The organism is Streptomyces sp. NPDC104831, from assembly GCF_055583025.1.
In genome coordinates, this window is the sequence record NZ_JBVJOT010000024.1 from 62,485 (window position 1) to 80,182 (window position 17,698).

General features: G+C 73.6%; 17 protein-coding genes and 1 pseudogene. 11 read left to right on the top strand and 7 right to left on the bottom strand.

What is annotated here, in order from left to right; genetic code table 11:
* Positions 1–2: 2 nt before the first annotated feature.
* Positions 3–761 carry a ZIP family metal transporter gene (locus tag ACZ63H_RS18215; protein ID WP_469866136.1) on the bottom strand — a complete coding sequence of 253 codons (759 nt, stop codon included), beginning with the start codon at positions 759–761 and terminating at the stop codon, positions 3–5.
* A gap of 82 nt (positions 762–843) precedes the next feature.
* Here ACZ63H_RS18215 and cobM point away from each other — a divergent pair, with 82 nt between their 5' ends.
* From cobM to cobC, 6 genes are read left to right on the top strand one after another with little or no spacing between them, the layout of a single operon-like run.
* On the top strand, positions 844–1,662 hold the full coding sequence (cobM, locus tag ACZ63H_RS18220; RefSeq protein ID WP_467937453.1) for a precorrin-4 C(11)-methyltransferase: 819 nt from the start codon (positions 844–846) through the stop codon (positions 1,660–1,662).
* A complete protein-coding gene (gene cbiE / locus ACZ63H_RS18225; RefSeq protein ID WP_469866138.1) occupies positions 1,659–2,894 on the top strand; it encodes a precorrin-6y C5,15-methyltransferase (decarboxylating) subunit CbiE in 1,236 nt (411 codons plus the stop codon). Before cobM ends, cbiE begins: the two co-directional genes overlap by 4 nt.
* A complete protein-coding gene (cobJ, locus tag ACZ63H_RS18230; protein WP_469866140.1) occupies positions 2,891–4,573 on the top strand; it encodes a precorrin-3B C(17)-methyltransferase in 1,683 nt (560 codons plus the stop codon). Before cbiE ends, cobJ begins: the two co-directional genes overlap by 4 nt.
* The gene (locus ACZ63H_RS18235) at positions 4,570–5,160 is read left to right on the top strand and encodes a precorrin-8X methylmutase (protein WP_469866142.1); all 591 of its coding nucleotides are present in this window, start codon (positions 4,570–4,572) and stop codon (positions 5,158–5,160) included. The genes cobJ and ACZ63H_RS18235 overlap by 4 nt, the downstream gene beginning before the upstream one ends.
* Positions 5,157–6,074, top strand: coding sequence for a sirohydrochlorin chelatase (locus tag ACZ63H_RS18240; RefSeq protein ID WP_469866144.1), 918 nt, complete (start codon positions 5,157–5,159; stop codon positions 6,072–6,074). The genes ACZ63H_RS18235 and ACZ63H_RS18240 overlap by 4 nt, the downstream gene beginning before the upstream one ends.
* Positions 6,064–7,155, top strand: a complete 1,092-nt coding sequence (gene cobC, locus ACZ63H_RS18245; protein WP_469866146.1) for an Rv2231c family pyridoxal phosphate-dependent protein CobC — start codon at positions 6,064–6,066, stop codon at positions 7,153–7,155. Before ACZ63H_RS18240 ends, cobC begins: the two co-directional genes overlap by 11 nt.
* 174 nt (positions 7,156–7,329) lie before the next feature.
* Here the strand turns inward: cobC and ACZ63H_RS18250 are convergent, their stop codons facing one another.
* From ACZ63H_RS18250 to ACZ63H_RS18270, 5 genes are all read right to left on the bottom strand, one after another.
* Positions 7,330–8,238, bottom strand: a complete 909-nt coding sequence (locus ACZ63H_RS18250; protein ID WP_469866148.1) for an SCO1860 family LAETG-anchored protein — start codon at positions 8,236–8,238, stop codon at positions 7,330–7,332.
* A 132-nt stretch (positions 8,239–8,370) separates the two neighbouring features.
* Positions 8,371–9,462: an amidohydrolase family protein gene (locus ACZ63H_RS18255; RefSeq protein ID WP_469866150.1), complete on the bottom strand. Its 1,092-nt coding sequence runs from the start codon at positions 9,460–9,462 to the stop codon at positions 8,371–8,373.
* A gap of 18 nt (positions 9,463–9,480) precedes the next feature.
* On the bottom strand, positions 9,481–10,275 hold the full coding sequence (locus ACZ63H_RS18260; RefSeq protein ID WP_469866152.1) for an amino acid ABC transporter ATP-binding protein: 795 nt from the start codon (positions 10,273–10,275) through the stop codon (positions 9,481–9,483).
* The gene (locus tag ACZ63H_RS18265) at positions 10,272–11,105 is read right to left on the bottom strand and encodes an amino acid ABC transporter permease (protein WP_469866154.1); all 834 of its coding nucleotides are present in this window, start codon (positions 11,103–11,105) and stop codon (positions 10,272–10,274) included. Before ACZ63H_RS18265 ends, ACZ63H_RS18260 begins: the two co-directional genes overlap by 4 nt.
* Positions 11,102–11,950: a transporter substrate-binding domain-containing protein gene (locus ACZ63H_RS18270; RefSeq protein ID WP_469866156.1), complete on the bottom strand. Its 849-nt coding sequence runs from the start codon at positions 11,948–11,950 to the stop codon at positions 11,102–11,104. The genes ACZ63H_RS18265 and ACZ63H_RS18270 overlap by 4 nt, the downstream gene beginning before the upstream one ends.
* 140 nt (positions 11,951–12,090) lie before the next feature.
* On the opposite strand from ACZ63H_RS18270, the gene ACZ63H_RS18275 reads away from it, so the two are divergent.
* The 5 genes from ACZ63H_RS18275 (at position 12,091) to thpD (ending at position 16,688) form a co-directional block, all read left to right on the top strand.
* Positions 12,091–13,191 carry a pyridoxal-phosphate-dependent aminotransferase family protein gene (locus tag ACZ63H_RS18275; RefSeq protein WP_469866240.1) on the top strand — a complete coding sequence of 367 codons (1,101 nt, stop codon included), beginning with the start codon at positions 12,091–12,093 and terminating at the stop codon, positions 13,189–13,191.
* 324 nt (positions 13,192–13,515) lie between these two features.
* Entirely contained in the window at positions 13,516–14,034 is a 519-nt protein-coding gene (ectA, locus tag ACZ63H_RS18280; RefSeq protein ID WP_469866158.1) for a diaminobutyrate acetyltransferase, read from the top strand.
* A gap of 13 nt (positions 14,035–14,047) precedes the next feature.
* The gene (ectB, locus tag ACZ63H_RS18285) at positions 14,048–15,319 is read left to right on the top strand and encodes a diaminobutyrate--2-oxoglutarate transaminase (RefSeq protein WP_469866160.1); all 1,272 of its coding nucleotides are present in this window, start codon (positions 14,048–14,050) and stop codon (positions 15,317–15,319) included.
* A gap of 65 nt (positions 15,320–15,384) precedes the next feature.
* Positions 15,385–15,789, top strand: a complete 405-nt coding sequence (locus ACZ63H_RS18290) for an ectoine synthase (protein ID WP_469866162.1) — start codon at positions 15,385–15,387, stop codon at positions 15,787–15,789.
* 5 nt (positions 15,790–15,794) lie between these two features.
* Positions 15,795–16,688, top strand: a complete 894-nt coding sequence (thpD, locus tag ACZ63H_RS18295) for an ectoine hydroxylase (RefSeq protein WP_469866164.1) — start codon at positions 15,795–15,797, stop codon at positions 16,686–16,688.
* Positions 16,689–16,748: 60 nt separating this feature from the next.
* Here the strand turns inward: thpD and ACZ63H_RS18300 are convergent.
* Positions 16,749–17,603, bottom strand: a pseudogene (locus tag ACZ63H_RS18300) (aminotransferase class V-fold PLP-dependent enzyme); the annotation flags it as partial.
* Between the last annotated feature and the right edge of the window lie 95 nt (positions 17,604–17,698).

A 17,698-nucleotide genomic window follows, 5' to 3' on the forward strand; every position in this document is an offset into this window, starting at 1 on the left:
GGTCATCCGGTCACGCCCACCACCAGCCAGATGAACGCGACGCCCGCGACCGTGCACAGCAGGGTGGAGCGGGCGGGGTGCTCGTGGTGGGCCTCGGGGAGGATCTCGGCGGCGGCGAGGTAGAGCAGGGCGCCGCCGAACAGGCCGAGATAGCCGCCGAGGACATCCTCCGGGATGGTGAGGAACGAGGACGCGGCGGCCCCGGCGACGGGTGCGACCGCGTCCGCGAAGAGCATGGCGAGGGCCTTGCGGCGGGCGTTGCCGTACAGGCGGGTGAGGGTGAAGGTGTTGAAGCCGTCCGCGAAGTCGTGGGCGATGACGGCGAGCGCGACCGCGGTGCCCATGCCTCCTCCCACCTGGAAGGACGCGCCGATCGCCACGCCGTCCATCAGGCTGTGCCCCACCATCGCCGCCGCCGCGGTCAGTCCCACCTCGGGGCTGCGGTGGTGGTGTTCCACACCTCCGTGCGCGGCGCCCGCGTGCTCGACGCCCCCGTGCGCGGCGCTGCGGGCCGCCAGCAGGCGTTCCACCAGATGGGCGAGGAGGAAGCCGGCCACGAACAGCAGCAGCGCGGCCGGGACGCCGTGGATCTCGCCGTCCGCCGCCCTCAGCGCCTCGGGCAGCAGGTCGAGGCCGACCACGCCGAGCATCAGCCCGCCGGCCAGGCCCAGCACGAGATGGCGGCGGTCGGTCACGCGCTGTGCCGTCCAGCCGCCGGCCAGCGTCATCAGGAACGCGCCGAGCGCGACGAAGACCGCCATACGCCCTTGCTATCGGATCCACCCGTGTTCCCGCACGTCCGACGGCAATCACCGCAGTACTCGTAGGAGAGGACCGATTCCCATGGCCGATGCCACCACCGGCAAGGTGACCTTCGTCGGTGCCGGCCCCGGCGCCGCCGATCTGCTGACGTTCCGTGCCGCGCGGGCCATCGCCGAGGCCGACGTCGTGATCTGGGCCGCGAGCCTGGTCCAGGCGGAGGTCCTGGACCACGCGCGCGAGGGCGCCGAGATCCTGGACTCGGCGGCCATGTCGCTGGAGGACGTCGTCGCGGTGTACCGACGTGCGTTCGAGGAGGGGCTGAGGGTGGCCCGGATCCACTCCGGCGACCCGGCGCTGTGGGGCGGCACGCAGGAGCAGCTGGACCGCTGCCGGGAGATCGGCATCGCGACCGAGGTCGTGCCCGGCGTGTCCTCGTTCTCGGCGGTGGCCGCGCTCGCGCAGCGGGAGCTGACGATCCCGGAGGTCGCGCAGTCCGTCGTGCTGACCCGGCTGGGCGGCGGCAAGACGCCGATGCCGCCCGGCGAGGAGGTGCGCGAGTTCGCCCGGCACGGCACCACCATGGCCGTCTTCCTGTCGGCGGCGCGCAGCGGGCAGCTGGTGCGGGAGCTGCTGGAGGGCGGCTACCCCACGTCCACCCCGGTGGTGATCGCCTACCAGGCGACCTGGCCGGAGGAGCTGGTCGTCAAGTGCACGATCGGCACGCTGGAGGAGACGGTCAAGGAGCACCGGCTCTGGAAGCACACGCTGTTCCTGGTCGGTCCGGCGCTGGACGCGCACGGCACCCGCTCGCACCTGTACCACCCGGGGCACTTCCACGGCTACCGCAAGGCGGACCCCGAGGCGCGGCGGGCCCTGCGGGAGCAGAGGGCGAAGAGTTGATCACGGTCGTCGGCACGGGGACCGGGGCGCCGGTTCCCCCGGACGTGCTCGCCGGGGCCGCGCTGGTGGTCGGCGGGCGGCGGCACCTGGACGCCGCGGGGCTGCCCGAGGGCGCCCGCCGGGTGGTGCTCGGGCCGCTGGCGCCCGCGCTGGACACCGTCGCGGAGTACGTCGGCGAGGAACTGCCGGTCGTGGTGCTGGCCTCCGGGGACCCGGGGTTCTTCGGGATCGTGCGGGCGCTGGCGGAGCGGTTCGGGGCCGGGCTGCTGGACGTGCGGCCGGGGGTGTCCTCGGTGGCGACGGCGTTCGCCCGGATCGGGCTGCCCTGGGACGACGCGGTCGTGGTGAGCGCGCACGGCCGGGAGCTGCGGACGGCGGTGAACGTGTGCCGGGCACGGCCGAAGGTGGCGGTGCTGACCGGTCCGGGGGCCGGGCCGGCCGAGCTGGGCGCGGCGCTGCCCGGGGACCGGGTGCTGGTCGTGGCGAGCGCCCTCGGCGACCCGGGGCGCGAGCGCGTGGAGCGGGTGACGGCGGCCGAGGCGGCGGCCCGGGACTGGGGTACGGCGGTGAGCGTGGTGCTGTGCCTGGACGAGGCGCGTGCGCTCGGCGCGGTGCGGACGGTCGCGGGGGTGCCGGGGGCCCCGGACCGGTGGGCGCTGGAGGAGGACGCGTTCGCGCACCGGGACTCGATGATCACCAAGTTCGAGGTGCGGGCGCTGGCGCTGGCCCGGCTGGGGCCGCGCCTGGGCGACCTGGTGTGGGACGTGGGCGCCGGGTCGGGGTCGGTCGCGGTGGAGTGCGCGCGGCTCGGCGCGGCGGTCGTCGCCGTGGAGAAGGCGGCCGACGGGGCCGGGCGGATCCGGGCCAACGCGCGCGCCCACGGCGTGCGGGTGGACGTGGTGCACGGTGCCGCGCCCGGGGCGCTGGCGGGACTGGCGGACGATCCGGACGCGGTGTTCGTCGGCGGCGGGGGCCGGGAACTGCCGGACGTGGTCGCCGCGTGCGCGCGACGGGCGCGGCGGACGGTCGTCGTCGCGATGGCCGCGCTGGACCGGGTGCCCGCGGCGCGCGCGGCGCTGACCGGGGCCGGGTTCGCCTGCGACGGGGTGCTGTTGCAGTCCTCGCGTCTCGCGCCGCTGCCGGGGGACGTGACCCGGCTGGCGGCCACCAACCCGGTGTTTTTGCTGTGGGGCGTGAGAACCCCGGTGTCTAGTGAAGGAGTTGACCAGTGATCGGCCTGATTTCCGCCACCGCGGCGGGGGCGGCGGCGCGGGACCGGCTGGCCGCGGCCTGGCCGGACCGCACGCGGGTGTACGAGGGTCCCGTCAAGGAGGCGGTGCGGGCCGCGTTCGCCGAGTGCGAGCAGCTGGTGTGCTTCCTGGCGACGGGCGCGGTGGTGCGGCTGCTGGCGCCGCTGCTGGCCGGCAAGGCGGCCGACCCGGGTGTGGTGTGCGTGGACGAGGGCGGCCGGTTCGCGGTGTCGCTGCTCGGCGGGCACGGCGGCGGCGCCAACGGACTGGCCCGCGAGGTGGGCGCGTTGCTGGGCGCGGAGCCGGTGGTGACGACCGCGACGGACGCCGTCGGGCTGCCGGGTCTGGACACGCTGGGGCTGCCGTACGAGGGTGCGGTGGCGGCGGTGTCCCGGGCGCTGCTGGACGGGGAGCCGGTCGCGCTGGCGGCGGAGGTGGCGTGGCCGTTGCCGCCGCTGCCCCTCGCGTCCGAGGGGGCGTACACGATCCGGGTCACCGACCGGGACGTCGTACCGGGCGAGCGGGAGGTGCTGCTGCGTCCGCCGTCGCTGGTGGTCGGGGTCGGGGCCTCGAAGGGCGCGCCGGCCGGGGAGGTCGTCGCCCTGGTCGAGGGGGCGCTGCGGGAGGCGGGGCTCTCGCCGAGCTCGGTCGCCGAGCTGGCCACCGTGGACGCCAAGGCCGGGGAGCCGGGCATCGTGGCCGCCGCCGAGCGCTTCGGGGTGCCCCTGGTGACGTACTCCGCCGAGGAGTTGGCGCGGGTGGAGGTGCCGAACCCGTCCGCCGCCCCGCTCGCCGCGGTCGGCACGCCGTCGGTGGCGGAGGCCGCCGCCCTGCTGCGCGGCGGTGAACTCCTCGTGCCCAAGCGGAAGTCGGACGCGCGGCCCGCGACGGCGACCTGTGCGGTGGTACGGCGGCCGGCGCGCGGGCGGCTCGCGGTGGTCGGGCTCGGGCCCGGCGCCCGGGACCTGCTCACCCCGCGCGCGGCGGCCGAGCTGCGGCGGGCGTCCGTGCTGGTCGGGCTCGACCAGTACGTGGACCAGATCCGCGATCTGCTGCGGCCCGGCACCCGGGTGCTGGAGTCGGGGCTCGGCGCGGAGGAGGAGCGGGCGCGCACGGCGGTCGCCCGGGCCCGCGAGGGGCACGCGGTGGCGCTGATCGGCAGCGGGGACGCGGGCGTGTACGCCATGGCCTCCCCGGCGCTCGCGGAGGCGTCGGACGACATCGACGTGGTCGGGGTGCCCGGGGTGACGGCGGCGCTGGCCGCCGGGGCGATCCTGGGCGCGCCGCTGGGCCACGACCACGTGTCCATCAGCCTGTCCGACCTGCACACGCCGTGGGAAGTCATCGAGCGGCGGGTGGGCGCGGCGGCCGAGGCGGACCTCGTCGTCACCTTCTACAACCCGCGCTCCCGCGGCCGGGACTGGCAGCTGCCCAAGGCGCTGGCGATCCTCGCCGCGCACCGGGAGCCGGCGACGCCCGTCGGTGTCGTGCGCAACGCGTCCCGGCCGGACGAGTCGAGCCGGGTCACCACGCTGGCCGCGCTGGATCCGGCGACCGTCGACATGATGACGGTCGTCACCGTCGGCAACACGGCCACCCGGATCATCGCGGGCCGCATGGTGACCCCGCGCGGCTACCGCTGGCAGGAGGAGCCGAAGTGAACCGCGTCGTCCACCCGATCGAGGAGGAGTCCTACCGGCGGCTGCGCGCCCGCCTGGACACCTCGCACTTCCCGCCGCTGACCCGGGCGGTGGTGGAGCGGGTCGTCCACTCCGCCGCCGACCTCCAGTACGCGACCGACCTCGTCATGGCCGAGGACGACCTGGTGCGGGCGCACGCCGCGCTGCACGCCGGGGCGCCGGTGGTCGTGGACGTCGAGATGGTGGCCGCCGGGATCACCCGGCGCCGGACCGTCTGCCGGCTGCGGGACGCCGTGGCCGGGCCGGGGCTGACCCGGTCGGCGCACGCGATCCGGCTCGCGTACGAGCAGGTCGGTCCCGGTGCCCTCTGGGTGATCGGCAACGCGCCGACCGCGCTGGAGGAACTGCTGACCCTGGACGCCGCCCCGGCGCTCGTCATCGGGCTGCCGGTCGGCTTCGTCGGCGCGGTCGAGTCCAAGGCCGCGTTGCGCGAGAGCGGACTGCCGGCCGTGAGCAACGTGTCCGAGAAGGGCGGCTCGGCGGTCGCGTCCGCCGCGCTCAACGCCCTGCTGTACCACCCCGTCCCATACTCCGAGGAGACCCCGTGACCACCCCGCCCGCCCTGCTCATCGCCGGACACGGCACCCGTGACGACGCCGGTGCCGAGGCGTTCCGCGACTTCGTCCGGGAACTGGGACGCCGCCACCCCGGGCTGCCCGTCGCGGGCGGCTTCATCGAACTGTCCCCGCCGCCGCTCGGCGAGGCCGTCGCCGAACTGGTGGGGCAGGGGGTGCGCCGGTTCGCCGCGGTGCCGCTGATGCTGGTGTCCGCCGGGCACGCCAAGGGCGACATCCCGGCCGCGCTGGCCCGCGAGAAGGAGCGGCACCCGGGCATCTCGTACACGTACGGCCGCCCGCTGGGCCCGCACCCGGCGCTGCTGAACGTGCTGGAGCGGCGGCTGGAGGAGGTGCTGGACGGCGCCGACCGCGCGGACGTGACGGTGCTCCTGGTGGGGCGCGGCTCCACCGACCCCGACGCGAACGCCGAGGTGTCCAAGGCGGCGCGGCTGCTGTGGGAGGGCCGGGGGTACGCCGGGGTGGAGACGGCGTTCGTGTCGCTGGCCGCGCCGGACGTGCCGAGCGGCCTGGAGCGGTGCGCGGCGCTGGGCGCGCGGCGGATCGTCGTCCTGCCGTACTTCCTGTTCACCGGCATCCTGCCGGACCGGGTGCGGCGGCAGACCGAGGAATGGGCCGCCGCGCACCCCGGGCTGGACGTGCGGTCGGCCGATGTCATCGGGCCCGAGCCGGAGCTGCTGGACCTGGTGATGGAGCGGTACGAGGAGGCCGTGAAGGGCGATCTGCGGATGAACTGCGACTCGTGCGTGTACCGGATCGCGCTGCCGGGGTTCGAGGACAAGGTGGGGCTGCCGCAGCAGCCGCACTTCCACCCGGACGACGACGGCCACCACCACGGGCACGGGCACCACCACCACGGGGGCCACTCGCACAGCCATGCGCACTGAGCCGAGCGGCGGTTGCGCGCACGATCTGCGGCACCACGGGGACGCCGAGGTCCGGGACGGCGGGGCCGCGTTGGTGGACCTCGCCGTCAACGTCCGCGCGGACACGCCCCCGCCGTGGCTGCGCGAGGAGATCGCCGGCTCGCTGTCCTCCCTCGCGGCCTACCCGGACGGGCGGGCCGCGCGGGCGGCGGTGGCGGAGCGGCACGGGCTGCCGGTGGAGCGGGTGCTGCTGACGGCGGGGGCCGCGGAGGCGTTCGTGCTGCTGGCCCGCGCGCTGGAGGTGCGCCGGCCGGTGGTCGTGCATCCGCAGTTCACGGAGCCGGAGGCGGCACTGCGGGACGCGGGGCACCGGGTGGACCGGGTGCTGCTGCGCGAGCGGGACGGGTTCCGGCTGGACCCGGCGGCCGTCCCCGCGGACGCCGACCTGGTGGTGATCGGCAACCCCACCAACCCGACGTCGGTCCTGCATCCGGCCGGGGCGGTCACGCGGCTCGCGCGCCCCGGCCGGACGCTGGTGGTGGACGAGGCGTTCATGGACGCGGTGCCCGGCGAGCACGAGGCACTGGCCGGCCGCACGGACGTGCCCGGACTCGTCGTGCTGCGCAGCCTGACCAAGACCTGGGGCCTGGCCGGTCTGCGCATCGGCTACGTCCTGGCTCCCCCGGAGATCATCGCCGAACTGGAGCGGGCCCAGCCCCTGTGGCCGGTGTCGACGCCGGCGCTGGCGGCCGCGCGGGCGTGCGTGACGCCGCGGGCGCTGGCCGAGGCGGGGCACGCGGCGCACCGCATCGCGGCGGACCGGGCGCACCTGGTGGCCGGGCTGCGCTCGTACGCCTCCCGGGGTGTACGGGTGGCGGAGCCCGCGCAGGGGCCGTTCGTGCTGGTGCGGATGCCGGGGGCGGCCGGGGTACGGCGACGGCTGCGGGACCTCGGCTACGCGGTGCGGCGCGGGGACACGTTCCCCGGGCTCGGGGAGGACTGGGTGCGGCTCGCCGTACGGGACCGGGCGACGGTGAACGGGTTCCTGGAGGCGCTGTCGGCCGCACTGGCCGGCGGCGGCCGGGAGGGCTCGCCGGGCTGAGGGGGACGGTCACGAGACCGCCCTCGGCCTCGGGTGCCGGCCGGGTCCTTCGAGGTTCCGCGCCGTCTCGTCGCCGGCCGGCGGGAACGGGGTCCAGCGTCTCGCGGGTGACCCTGAACCGCCACCGGACGACAAGCGGCCGGGGCGGTCGGCGCCGCCCGCGCCGGGCCGGCGTCAGCGCCTCCTGCGCCGGGCCAGCGTCAGCGCTCCCCCGCCCGCCAGCAGCAGCGCGAGGGCGCCGCCCGCGACGTAGGGGGTGGCCGGGCTGCCGCCGGTCTCCGCGAGGCCGGCTTCCGACGGGGCGCCCTGGGGGCGGGGGCCGGCGGCCGGGTCGTGGCTCGGGACCGGCCTGCCGGTGGGCGGGGTCCCCGGGGACTCGCAGGTGGCCTCGGCCAGGGTGAGCGTGCCCTCGACCTCGGCGACGTTGAGGTTCAGGGGGTTGACGGAGACCTCCAGTCCCAGGGCGGTCGCGGCGGCCGTCCGGGTCGTCGTGGTGTGCCGGGACAGGCCGAGGCGGACCTCGCCGACGCCGGGCACCTTCACCTCGACGGGGGCGCCGGCGGTCAGGGTGACGCGCTTGCCGAGGACGGTGACGGTGCCGAGGACGTTCGCGGCGGCGGTGGGCGCCTCGCCGGCCGCGCAGGTGGCCTTCGCGGTGACCGCGTCGGCCTCGATCAGGGACAGCAGCGGCAGCCCGGGGACGTGCAGCCGGGCGTGGGCGACGCGCACCGAGCCCTCGGCGCGCCGGGCGGTGACCGTGGCCTTCGACTCGGCGACGTCCGCGCCGAGCACGGTGAACGGTTTGCCGCCGTCGACGCCGTCGAGCCGGGCGGACAGCGCGGTGCGGTCCGCGCTGCGCGGTGCCCGGACCTCGTCGAGGGAGACCGCGAGCGGGAGGTTCACGGTCTTGTCGAGCAGGGACACGTCGAGCGCGGTGCGCAGCACGACGGCGGAGGCACGGCCGTGGCCGTCGGCCGCGTGCGCGGTGCCCGCGCCCAGGATCACGGGCGCCGCGGTGAGGACGACGGCCGCCGCGAGGGCGAGCGGACGGCGTGCGGGCATGCGGAAGATGGTGCTGTTCAAGGCGGTGGGCCCCCCAGAAGGAAGTGCTTGGGACCCGTCAACCTTGTCCCCGGTGTGGGTGAACGGTCAGCGTTCCGGAGTCACTTCACCCGAACGTGAATACCCCGCACGGCGATTCGAATCGGGGTGCGCCTACTCGATGACCCGCCCGTTCAGCACCACCCGGCGCGGCGCCGCCAGCACCCGTACGTCGGCCCGGGGATCGGTCTCGTACACCACCAGGTCGGCGGGGGCGCCCTCCTCCAGTCCGGGCCGGCCGAGCCAGGCGCGGGCGCCCCAGGCCGTCGCCGACAGGGCCTCGACGGGCGGGATGCCGGCGGCGACCAGCTCGGCGACCTCGTCGGCGACCAGGCCGTGGGCCAGCGAGCCGCCGGCGTCCGTGCCGACGTAGACCGGGATGCCGGCGTCGTAGGCGCCGCGCACGGTGTCGTAGCGCCGCTCGTGCAGCCGGCGCATGTGGGCGGACCAGCGGGGGAACTTCCGCTCGCCGCCCTCCGCGAGCTGCGGGAAGGTGGCGATGTTGACGAGGGTGGGCACGATGGCGACGCCCCGCTCGGCGAACAGCGGGATCAGGTCCTCGCTCAGCCCGGTGGCGTGCTCGATGCAGTCGATGCCCGCCTCGACCAGGTCGCGCAGCGAGCTCTCGGCGAAGCAGTGCGCGGTGACGCGGGCGCCGAGCCGGTGGGCCTCGGCGATGGCCGCCGTCACCGCCTCGCGGGGCCAGCAGGGCGCGAGGTCGCCGAGGTCGCGGTCGATCCAGTCGCCGACCAGTTTGACCCAGCCGTCGCCGCGCCGGGCCTCCCGGGCGACATAGGCGACGAGGTCGTCCGGCTCGATCTCCCAGGCGTAGTTGCGGATGTAGCGGCGGGTGCGGGCGATGTGCCGGCCCGCCCGGATGATCTTCGGCAGGTCGGCGCGGTCGTCGATCCAGCGGGTGTCGGAGGGCGAGCCGGCGTCCCGGAGCAGCAGGGTGCCCGCGTCCCGGTCGGTGAGCGCCTGCTTCTCGGCGGTCTCGGCGTCGACGGGACCGTGCGCGTCCAGGCCCACGTGGCAGTGCGCGTCGACCAGGCCGGGCAGGGCCCAGCCGGTGACGGTCCTGACGTCCCGGGCACCGGCCGGGCGGTCGTAGGAGATCCGGCCCCCGACCACCCACAGCTCGTCCCGGACGTCGTCCGGACCGGCCAGGACGCGCCCCTTCACGTGCAGCACAGCGCCATCGCTCATGCACCGCACCCTAACGGCCTACGGCTCGGACCCGCCCACCTGGTCGGAGATCTCCTCCTCCACCTCGGCCATCGCCGGGTCCAGCAGCCGGGACAGGAAGTGCCGGGTGCGTTCGTGCCGCGGATCTCCGATGACCTGGTCCGGGCTGCCGTCCTCGACGATCACTCCGCCGTCCATGAAGACGACCCGGTCGGCGACCTCGCGGGCGAAGGTCATCTCGTGGGTGACGACCATCATCGTCATGCCCTCCCGGGCGAGCATGCGCATGACGGCGAGGACGTCGCCGACCAGCTCGGGGTCGAGCGCGGAGGTCGGCTCGTCGAAGAGCATCACCTCGGGGCCCATGGCGAGCGCGCGGGCGATGGCGACGCGCTGCTGCTGGCCGCCGGAGAGGGAGGACGGGTAGGCGTCCGCCTTCTCGGCGAGGCCGACCCGGGCCAGGTTCTCGGCGGCGATCCGCGCGGCGGTCGCCTTGTCCCGCCCGAGGACCCGGCGCTGGGGCAGCGTGAGGTTCCCGGTGACGCTCAGGTGCGGGAAGAGGTTGAACTGCTGGAAGACCATGCCGATGCGGCGGCGTACGGCGTCGATGTCGACGTCGGGGTCGGTCACCTCGGTGTCGCCGACGAACACCTGGCCCTTGGTGGGCTCCTCCAGCAGGTTCACGCAGCGCAGCAGCGTCGACTTGCCGGAGCCGGAGGGACCGATGACGCAGACGACCTCGCCCTGGCCGATCTCCAGGTCGATGCCGCGCAGCACCTCGTTGTCGCCGAAGGACTTGTGCAGCCCGCGGACCTCGATCTCCGGGCGGCTCATCGGATCGCCTCCTGGGCCTTGGTCTCCATGCGGCGGACGACGAAGCTGAGCGGGATGGTGACCAGCAGGTAGCACAGGCCGGCGACCAGGATCGGCGTGGAGTTGGCGGTCGTGCTGGCCAGGTCCCGGCCGAACTTGGACAGCTCGCGTTCCTCCAGGGTGACACCGAGGAACAGCACCAGCGAGGAGTCCTTGAACAGCAGGACGAGTTCGTTGGTGAGCGGCGGCAGGATGATCCGGAACGCCTGCGGCACGATGATCGAGACCATGGCCTTCGCCGGCGAGAAGCCGAGCGAACGGGCCGCCTCCATCTGCCCCTTGGGCACGGCCTGGATGCCGGCGCGGATCGTCTCGGCCATGTACGCGGCCGAGACCAGGCCGAGCGCGAGGGCGACCTTGCCGTAGGTGCCGCCGGGGATCTCCGTGCCCGGGAACGCGAGCGGGACGGCCACGCCGACGAAGATGAAGATCAGCAGGGCGGGCAGGCCGCGGAAGATCTCGATGTAGACGCCGGCCAGCCAGCGGTAGGGACCCACGGAGGACAGCCGCATCAGCGCGATGACCATGCCGAGGACCAGCCCGACGACGAAGCCGGACAGCGTGTACAGCACGGTGTTCTTCAGCGCCAGCGTGATGACGTCCGGGAACATCTGCCGCGCGATGTCGGCCTGGGCGAACTGGTTCTTCAGCCGGCCCCAGTCGGCCGAGGCCGCGAAGGCGATCACGGCCGCGGCGAAGACGGCGTACTGCGCGCCCCGCGACAGGGTGCGCTTCTGCCGCCGGGTCAGTCCCTTCTTCTTCGGCTGGAGGGGTGTGTCCGCGTCGGTCATGAGGCGGCGGGAGAGGCGACGGAGGCCTCGTACGGGCCGATCCACTTCTCGTAGATCTTCTTGTAGGTGCCGTCGGCCTTGGCCTGCTTCAGCGCCTTGTCGATGGCGTCGCGCAGCGCCGTGTTGCCCTTCTTCACGGTGAAGCCGTACTGCTCGCCGGTCTTGAGGTTGTCGACGACCTTGAACTTGTCCGCGTTGGCCTTGTCCTTCAGCCAGCCCTGGACGACCGGGTAGTCGATGACGACGGCCTTGACCTGGCCGGTGCGCAGGCCGTTGAGGACGGCGTCGGAGGACTCGAAGGAGATCGGGTCGTAGCCCTTGCCCTTCACGTAGTCCTCGCCCGTGGTCTGCGCCTGGGCGCCGAGCTTCTCGCCCTTGGCCTTGACGTCGGCGAGCGAGGCGAGCCCGCTGTCCTTGTCGACGAGGACGGCCTGGGTGGCCTCGAAGTACGGGTCGGAGAAGTCGACGTTCTTCTTGCGCTCGTCGGTGATGGTCATGCCGGCGGCGGCCAGGTCGCACTCCCCGGAGTTCAGGAAGGCGCCGGTCTTGAAGTTCTCGAAGGGCGTGTCGAGGATCTTCTGCTCGACGCCGAGGTCCTTGGCGACGAGGTCGATCAGGGCGACGTCGAAGCCCTGCACCTTGCCGTCGACCTCCGACTGGAACGGCGGGTACGGAAGGTGGGTGCAGGTGGTCAGGTGGCCGGCCTTGGCCAGGTGGACGCCCTTGACGGTGGTCTTGCCGCTCCCCCCGCCGTCGTCCGAGGAGCAGCCGGCCACGAGCGCGAGCCCGGCCGTCACGGTGATGGCTGCCAGAGCGCGGGTCCGGCGTCCGAGGAGCGTTGTCATGGGGGGAATCTCCCGGTAGGGGAACAATGGGTTCCGATTATAAGGAAAAGTTTGAGCCCCTCAAATCAAACCCATGGTAACGGAGGGGCTGCGCCTAAGATCGGGAGAATCGACCTCCGCGCATGAAGAGAGAGCACGCCGTGATCCATCCCTTCCTCGACCTGCCCCCGCTGAGTGCCGAGCGCTTCGCCGCCATCGAGGACGGCGTGGCCCGGCTGCTGGACACCCGGCAGGACGTCCTGATCACCCAGGGCGAGGCACTGCTGCCCCTGGAGGGCGCGATCCGCGCGGCGGCCGGCCCGGGCACGGTGGCCCTGAACGTGATCACGGGCCCGTACGGGCAGACCTTCGGGAACTGGCTGCGCGACGCGGGTGCCACCGTGCACGACCTCTCCGTCCCCTTCCACACGGCGGTGACCGCCGGGCAGATCCGGGAGGCGTTCGCCGAGCACCCGGAGATCGACTTCGTGTCGCTGGTGCACGCCGAGGCGGCGACCGGCAACACCAACCCGGTCGCGGAGATCGGCGAGGCGGTGCGGGAGCAGGGCGCCCTCTTCTACCTGGACGCGGTGGCCTCCGTGGGCGCGGAGCCGGTGCTGCCGGACGCGTGGGGCGTGGACCTGTGCGTGATCGGGGCGCAGAAGGCGATGGGCGGCCCGGCGGGCGTGTCGGCGATCTCGGTGAGCGAGCGGGCGTGGGCCCGGATGGCCGCCAACCCGAACGCGCCGCGCCGTTCCTACCTGTCCCTGCTGGACTGGAAGGAGCGCTGGACCGACGCCGGGCGCAGGGTGCTGCCGCACGCGCCGGCCCAGCTGGAGATGCTGGCGCTCCAGGCGTGCGTGGAGCGGATCGAGGCGGAGGGGCTCGAGACGGTGATGGCGCGGCACCGGCGCGCGGCGCGGGCCGCGCGGGCCGGCGCCGTGGCGCTGGGCGGGGGCCTGGAGCCGTACGTGCACGAGGAGCGGGACGCGGCACCGGTCGCCACGACGCTGCGGGCGCCCGCCGGCGTGGCGGCGTCGGACCTGGTGGCGCGGGCCCTGCGAAGCGATCCCGCGCTGCCGCTGGCGGCCGGGGGCGGGGCGCTGGCCAAGGAGATGATCCGGGTCAACCACTACGGCCGGGACGCGACGCCGGGCGCGGTGCAGGGCTCGCTGGCGGCACTGGGCGCGGCGCTCGCGGAGCACGGCGTGCCGGTCGATCCGGCCGCCGCCCGCCGGGCCGCGGAGGACGCCTGGCGCTGACCGCCGGCCGAGGTCCCCGGGTGCTCCGCTCCCGGGGACTTTTTTATGCCCGGACGTTATCGAAACCCACTCCCTTTTATTTTCACGATTCCCACCAATTCTCGGGAAGATAGCTTCCCGTTTTCTTCTGCCCGCTTTTCACAAAGCTAAACCGGGGACTTTTCCGGCGGGTTTCCCGGGCATTTCAGGCTGTGACACGTTCCACAGAGAAGGCGTTTTGTACCGATTTTCCTGGTGACATTACGGACATTAGACCCTCTCGTCACAGGGCTCCCGTGTCGACTCCCGTGCATTTTCGAATTCGCCTCGCTAAATTCGTGCCGCATGACCGCCGCACCCGCAGACCTGCTCATCGACCATCCGGCGCCGCATGACGGGGCCGCGCTCTGGCGTATCGCCAAGGACTCGAAAACCCTCGACCTGAACTCCTCCTACAGCTATCTGCTGTGGTGCCGGGACTTCGCCGGCACCTCGGTGGTGGCCCGTGGCGAAGGCGGGGAACCGATCGGCTTCGTCACCGGTTACCTGCGGCCCGGCAGCCCCCGCACCCTGCTCGTCTGGCAGGTGGCCGTCGACCCCGCGCACCGGGGCCACGGCATCGCCGGGCGGCTGCTGGACGCGCTGGTCGCACGGCTCGCCGCCGAGCACGGCATCACCGGGCTGGAGACCACCATCACCCCCGGCAACACCGCCTCCGAGCGGCTGTTCACCTCGTTCGCCGAGCGGCACGGCGCACGGGTCGGCCGCGAGGTGCTCTTCTCCGCCGACCTGTTCCCCGACGGCCCGCACGACCCCGAAGTCCTCTACCGCATCGGCCCGCTGACCGAGTCCACCGCCCTGTGAGGAGCGTTTCACCATGACCATCACCCAGCCCGACCTGAGCGTGTTCGAGACCCTCGAATCCGAGGTACGCAGCTACTGCCGCGGCTGGCCGGCCGTCTTCGACCGGGCCCGGGGCAGCCGGATGTACGACGAGGACGGCCACGCCTACCTCGACTTCTTCGCCGGTGCCGGATCACTCAACTACGGCCACAACAACCCGGTGCTGAAACGGGCGCTGCTCGACTACCTGGAACGCGACGGCGTCACGCACGGCCTGGACATGTCGACCACGGCCAAGCGGACCTTCCTGCGCACCTTCCAGGACCTGGTGCTGCGCCCGCGCGACCTGCCGTACAAGGTGATGTTCCCGGGGCCGACGGGCACCAACGCGGTGGAGTCCGCGCTGAAGCTGGCCCGGAAGGTGAAGGGCCGCGAGGCGGTCGTGTCGTTCACCAACGCCTTCCACGGCATGTCGCTGGGCTCGCTCGCCGTCACCGGCAACGCCTTCAAGCGGGCCGGCGCCGGCATCCCGCTGGTGCACGGCACGCCGATGCCGTTCGACAACTACTTCGACGGCACGGTCCCGGACTTCCTGTGGTTCGAGCGGCTGCTCGAGGACCAGGGCTCCGGACTGGACAAGCCCGCCGCGGTGATCGTGGAGACCGTCCAGGGCGAGGGCGGCATCAACGTCGCCCGGCCCGAGTGGCTGCGCGCGCTGAAGGAACTGTGCGAGCGGCAGGACATGCTGCTGATCGTCGACGACATCCAGATGGGCTGCGGCCGCACCGGCGCCTTCTTCTCGTTCGAGGAGGCGGGCATCACCCCGGACATCGTCACCGTCTCCAAGTCGATCAGCGGCTACGGCCTGCCGATGTCGCTGTGCCTGTTCCGGCCGGAGCTGGACGTCTGGGAGCCGGGCGAGCACAACGGCACCTTCCGCGGCAACAACCCGGCGTTCGTCACCGCCACCGCCGCCCTGGAGACGTACTGGACCGACGGCTCGGCCATGGAGAAGCAGACCCGCACCCGCGGTGAGCAGGTCGAGCGGGCGCTGATCTCCATCACCGAGGAGAACCTCGCCGACGTCAAGGAGTACCGCGGGCGCGGTCTCGTCTGGGGACTGGAGTTCCACGCGAAGGACCGGGCCGCGCGGGTCGCCCGGCGCGCCTTCGAACTGGGGCTGCTGATCGAGACGTCCGGGCCGCAGGGCGAGGTCGTCAAGCTGCTGCCCGCGCTCACCGTGACCCCCGAGGAGCTGGACGAGGGCCTGAGCATCCTCGCCCGCTCCGTCCGCGAAACCGCCTAGCAACCGCCCTGGCAACCGCCTGGAGACCGCCCGGCACGGGCCGGGCAAGGAGGAAGAGCACCACCGTGATCGTCCGATCGTTCAAGGAGATCGAGGGCACCGACCGCCATGTGAAGGCGGCGTCGGGCACCTGGGAGAGCAAGCGGATCGTCCTGGCCAGGGAGCGGGTCGGCTTCTCCCTGCACGAAACGATTCTCTACGCCGGGACCGAGACGTCGATGTGGTACGCCAACCACATCGAGGCCGTCGTCTGCACCCGGGGCGAGGCCGAACTCACCGACCAGGAGACCGGGAAGAAGTACACCATCACGCCCGGCACCATGTACCTCCTCGACGGGCACGAGCGGCACACGCTGCGCGTCAAGGAGGACTTCCACTGCATCTGCGTGTTCAACCCGCCGGTCACCGGCCGGGAGGACCACGACGAGAACGGCGTCTACCCCCTGCTCACCGAGGACGAGGAGGTGTGAGGACCATGACCACCGCCACCGTGAGGGACCTCTATCCGACCCGCGGCACCACCGAGGTGACCGTCCCCCGCCAGGACCCCGTCGTCTGGGGCGCCCCGGACACCCCGGGCCCGATCACGACCGCCGACCTCCAGGCGTACGAGCGCGACGGCTTCCTCGCCGTCGACGAGCTGATCGGCCCGGACGAGGTCGGGATGTACAAGCGCGAGCTGGACCGGCTGGTCGCCGACCCGGCGGTCCGCGCCGACGAGCGCTCCATCGTGGAGCCGAAGTCGAAGGAGATCCGCTCGGTCTTCGAGGTCCACCGGATCAGCGAGGTGTTCGCGAACCTGGTGCGCGACCCGCGGGTGGTGGGCCGCGCCCGCCAGATCCTCGGCTCGGACGTGTACGTCCACCAGTCCCGGATCAACGTCAAGCCGGGCTTCGGCGCGAGCGGCTTCTACTGGCACTCGGACTTCGAGACCTGGCACGCCGAGGACGGCCTGCCGAACATGCGCACGGTGTCCGTCTCGATCGCGCTGACCGAGAACCACGACACCAACGGCGGCCTGATGATCATGCCGGGTTCGCACCGGACGTTCCTCGGCTGCGCCGGTGCCACGCCGGAGGACAACTACAAGAAGTCCCTCCAGATGCAGGACGCGGGCACCCCGTCCGACGAGGCGCTGACCGCGCTGGCGGGCGAGTACGGCATCCGCCTGTTCACCGGCAAGGCCGGCTCCGCGACCTGGTTCGACTGCAACTGCATGCACGGCTCGGGCGACAACATCACCCCGTTCCCGCGCAGCAACGTCTTCATCGTGTTCAACAGCGTGGAGAACACGGCGGTCGAGCCGTTCGCGGCCCCGGTGCGCCGGCCGGAGTTCATCGGCGCCCGGGACTTCACGCCGGTGCGGTAGCCGCCCCCGGGCACCGGGCCGGGACCTCCCGCGGGACGGGGGTCCCGGCCCGGTCGCGTCTCAGCCGGACAGCCCCTCCAGCAGGCGGTCCACGTCCTCGGCCGTGTTGTAGAGGTGGAAGGCCGCGCGCAGGTTGCCCGCGCGGTCGGAGACCTCGATGCCCGCCTCGCTCAGCTCCGGCTGCCGCACGCCCAGCCGGGGCACCGAGACGATCGCCGAGCCGGGGGCCGGGACCGGCTCGTGGCCGAGGCGGGCGAGCCCCGCGCGGAACCGGTCGGCGAGCGCGGTGTCGTGGGCGTGGATCGCGGACACGCCCAGTTCCTCGACGAGTTCCAGGGAGCGGCGCAGTCCGGCGAAGGTGAACAGCGCGTGGGGGAGGTCGAACCGCCGGGCCGAATGCGCGAGTTCGGCGACCGGGCCGTAGCAGCTGTCCCACGGATGCTCGGCCGCGACCCAGCCGGCGAGCACCGGGGTGAGCCCGCCGAAGTCCTCGGGGACGGTGAGGAAGGCGGCGCCGTGCGGGCCCAGCAGCCACTTGTAGGCGACGCTCGCGGTGAAGTCGTGGGCGTCCGCGTCGACGGGCAGCCAGCCGGCGGCCTGGGAGAAGTCGACGTAGGTGCGGGCGCCGTGGGCGCGGGCGGCCTCGCGCAGGGCGGAGAGGTCGGCGAGCCGGCCGTCGGCGGACTGCACGGCGCTGACCGCGACGAGCGCGGTGCCCGGCCGGACGGACTCGGCGATCCGCTCCAGCGGGACCGCCCGGACCTTGAGGTCGCCGCGGACGTGGAACGGGTTGAGCACGGAGGTGAAGTCGCCCTCGGCGGTGAGGACTTCGGCGCCTTCGGGCAGCGCGGCGGCGATCACCCCGGTGTGCGCGGCGACGGAGGCACCGGCCGCGACCCGGGTTTCCGGCACCCCGGGGGGGGGGGGGGGGGGGGGGGGGGGGGGGGTCCCGGTCCTCGCACGCGGGGGGGGGGGGGGGGTGATTGGCCACTGGAGGGGCCGCACCGTTT